Source organism: Vulcanococcus sp. DEBay_Sum22DG08_74 (genome assembly GCF_017852955.1).
GTDB lineage: Bacteria > Cyanobacteriota > Cyanobacteriia > PCC-6307 > Cyanobiaceae > Vulcanococcus.
This window is the reverse complement of sequence record NZ_JAFMKL010000162.1, coordinates 1-2,778: the sequence shown is the minus strand read 5'-3', so window position 1 is coordinate 2,778 and position 2,778 is coordinate 1. Positions and strand designations below refer to the sequence as shown.

The following is a 2,778-nucleotide window of genomic DNA, read 5'->3' as shown; positions in this document are numbered from 1 at the left end:
ACCAGGGTCAGCAGCAGCCGCTGCCTCAGGCTCTTGCCCTCTTCGCCCACCAGCAGCTTCAGGCCCGCACCGGCGACCGGCAGCAGGTCCGTGGCACCGCCGCCGCCGTCGTCGTTCTCAACCACCTGCAGCAGGTTCTCTAGGCGCTCCAGCTGCAGGCGTCCGTCCCGATCAAACAAAACCTCCATCAGCTTCTCGCGCATCTCGGCGGTGTCCCCCGCCAGCAGGCGCCGGGCCACATAGGGATAGGCGACGTTGATGATCCGGAAGCTGGGGTCCAGGCGCATCGCCAGGCCCTCCTGGCTGACCACCGCCCGGATGATCAGGGCAAAGCGGGCCGGCACCCGGAAGGGATAGGCGTACATCAACTCCGAGAAGCGATCGGTGATCGCCTTGAAGTTGAAGGAGCCGACGTTTTCCCCCAACGCACCGCCGAGTACCTCCTCAAGCGCGGGAATGATCGGGGTGAGGTCCGTCTTCGCGTTCAGGAAGCCCAGATCGACGAAATCTTGAGCCAGGCCCTCAAAGTCGCGGTTGATCAGGTGCACCACCGCCCCGGTCAGGGTCAGGCGATCGCTGTTGCTGATCGAATCCATCATCCCGAAGTCCACGTAGGCCACATGGCCCAGGGCTCCGGTCTTGCCCGGCAGGGCAAAAAGGTTGCCGGGATGGGGATCGGCGTGGAAGTAGCCGAACTCCAGCAGCTGCTGCAGACCGCTGATCACGCCCGTGCGGATCAAGGAGGCGGGATCGAGGTGTTGGGCTTCGAGCTCCTGGCGCTGTTGCAGTTTTGTGCCGTTGATCCAGGTGGTCGTCAGCACCCGCTGGCCCGAGAGGCTGCGGTCCACCCGCGGCACGATCACCGCCGCATTGCCCTCGAACATCCGCGCGAAGCGCTCGGCGTTGTCGGCCTCCTTGCGGTAGTCGATCTCCTCAAACAGGGAGCGGCCGAACTCATCAATGATTTCCCCCAGGCCAAAGCCCAGGTTCAGGGGCAGCAGCGGAGCGGCCATCACCCCCAGCAGCCGGATCAGCACCAAGTCCCGGCGCAGCTGCCGCTCGAGGTTGGGGCGCTGCACCTTCACGGCCACCCAGTTCCCGCCGACGGGTTTGGCCCGGTACACCTGGCCCAGGCTGGCGGCCGCCACGGGATAGTCCGGGAACTCTTCAAACAGTTGCTGGACCGGGGCCCCCAGGTCGGCCTCGATCGTCTCCAGGGCGATGGCGTGGGGGAAGGCCGGCAGGTTGTCCTGCAGTTGGGTCAGCTGATCCAGCCAGTCCCGCCGCACCAGGTCCGGCCTTGTGGAGAGGGCCTGCCCCACCTTGATGAAACAGGGCCCCAGTCCCGTCAGGGTGGTGAAAATCTTCTGCCCCAGGCGCTGCTGCACCTTGGGGTCGGGGTTGTTGGCCTGGAAAATCAGCACCAGCGCCAGGCTCAGCAGGCTGCTGAGCACCACGACCAAGCGGCCGACCAGCTGCCAGGGCCGCAGCAGCAGCCAGCGCAAGTCACGCCCCGGGTCGTAGGTGCTCATCCAATCCGCCAGCAAGTTGCAAACTCTAGGAATGGTGTTGCTCCAGCAGCTGCTTCAGGCGCGCCGGCCCCGGTTGCCGCTGCATCTGCCGGCCCACGGCCGCGGGCGGGGCCTGGCGCCGGCCTTGGCCCGCTTGCTGCGCCAAGCCCCCGGCCAGTGGGATCTGCCGGAGTTGCCGGAGATCGGTGGCCCTCTGGAGGACGAGGGCGCCGTGGCGGACAGCCAACGGGCCCTGGCGGATCTGCTGGGAGCCAAGCGCTGCTGGTACGGCGTCAATGGGGCCAGCGGCCTGCTGCAAGCCGGTCTGCTGGCTCTGGCGCAACCGGGTGAGCGGGTCCTACTGCCGCGCAATCTGCATCGCTCCCTGCTGCACGGCTGTCTGCTCGGGCAACTGGAGCCGGTTCTGTTTGATCTGCCCTTTGATCCGGCCTCGGGTCTCTGGCTGCCCCCCAGTCCTGAGCACTTGGAGGTGGTGATTCGCGCGGCCCTGGCTGAGGGACCCCTGGCGGCGCTGGTGCTGGTCTCCCCCAGTTATCAAGGCCTCGCTGGTGATCTGGCGGGCTTGGTGGCGCTGGCCCACCGGCGGGGGCTGCCGGTGCTGCTCGATGAGGCCCATGGCGCCCATTTGGGGCTGGATCCGCGGCTGCCGGCGTCTGGCTTGGACGCTGGGGCGGACCTGGTGGTTCAGTCTCTGCAAAAGGCCGCCGGTGGTCTGGCCCAAAGCGCTGTGCTGCTGCAGGGAGCTGGTAGCGCCATGGATCCCGGGCGGATCGAGCGGGCGCTGCTCTGGCTGCAAACCTCCAGCCCCAGCGCCCTGCTGCTGGCCTCAACGGAGGCGGCACTGCTGCACCTGCGCAGCACCCAGGGACGCCAGCAACTGCGCCGGGCTCTCGATCAGGGCCTACGGCTGCGCCAGCGCCTGCAGGCCAGTGGCTTGCAGCTGCTGGAGAACCAAGACCCGCTGCGTCTGAGCTGGATCTGCGCCGCCGATGGCATCAATGGCCTGGAGGCCGATGACTGGTTGATGCAGCGGGGGGTGATCGCGGAGCTACCCGAGCCGGGCTGCCTGACCTTCTGTCTGGGACTGCAGCCCCCCAGGGGCCTGCTGCGGCAGTTGCCCGCGGCCCTCCGTCAGTTACGCCAGGCCCTCGGCAGCGATGAGGTGTTGACCTTTAGCCCTCCGCCGCTGCCCCTGGTGGCGAGCCCGGAGCGGCCCCTGGCCAAGGCCTGGCGGGCGCCTGCCGAG

The 2,778-nt window shown here is 67.9% G+C and carries 2 protein-coding genes; one reads left to right on the top strand and one right to left on the bottom strand.

From position 1 onward, the window contains the following. Positions 1–1,532: AarF/ABC1/UbiB kinase family protein (locus QZ184_RS11165; RefSeq protein WP_296419677.1), on the bottom strand; the 1,532-nt coding region annotated here is incomplete at its 3' end. 31 nt (positions 1,533–1,563) lie between these two features. On the opposite strand from QZ184_RS11165, the gene QZ184_RS11160 reads away from it, so the two are divergent. Then, positions 1,564–2,778, top strand: a 1,215-nt coding sequence (locus tag QZ184_RS11160; RefSeq protein ID WP_296419675.1) for an aminotransferase class I/II-fold pyridoxal phosphate-dependent enzyme, incomplete at its 3' end; no start/stop codon positions are given.